The sequence below is a fragment of the uncultured Duncaniella sp. genome (assembly GCF_910578445.1).
GTDB lineage: Bacteria > Bacteroidota > Bacteroidia > Bacteroidales > Muribaculaceae > Duncaniella.
The window spans coordinates 1-627 of sequence record NZ_CAJTQC010000076.1; the positions used below are offsets into that span (position 1 = coordinate 1).

Annotated in this window: 1 protein-coding gene; it reads right to left on the reverse strand. The window is 38.3% G+C overall.

Annotated features, from left to right (window positions below; translation table 11 throughout):
• The coding region (locus QZ311_RS12385) for a hypothetical protein (protein WP_297068537.1) at window positions 1-258 on the reverse strand (258 nt) is incomplete at its 3' end.
• Window positions 259-627 lie beyond the last annotated feature (369 nt).

The window sequence follows — 627 nt, forward strand, 5'->3', positions numbered from 1 at the left end:
TAATATATAAGTTTTACCCATATAGATTGGAGTATCACCACATGGCACCTCCTCGATAGTTTCTGTGGAGTCGCAAGGCACTTTGGAGTTGTTTAGTATTAGTACCGTGGTATCTGGCTCTTGATAAAAGTCATATCTCATACCACCTTCAGTCTCGGTAAAATAGCCCCTATAGGTTTCTGATGGAGCGGTATCATCTGTGCACCCTATCGTTATTAGCAATGCCAATGACATATAAGTAATACAAAATTTCTTCATGTTATATTTTTTTGCCACTGACTCGATGGAGAGAATTACAATTTATATGAAGAAACGTGAGCCAACTATGCCACGTCTTAATTGGGGGTCGTAGGAAACCTTTTGCACAGATGTAACAATAGTAGCCCACGCTATGAGCGTGAGAACCACTATGCCATCTTTGTGCTGTTGAAAATTTCCTACGTTTCCAATTACAAGATGAGCATAACGCTTCTTATTTTTAGAATGTCGCGGACTGACTTAGCCAATCCTACTGCAAAGTTAGCGATTTTTCTTCAAACTCCTGCCTCTCAACACCTCAAATCTTCGGCAAACAAATCAAAAAAGTTAGAATTAAATAAGACTAACAGATGCAAATTATTCAAAAAT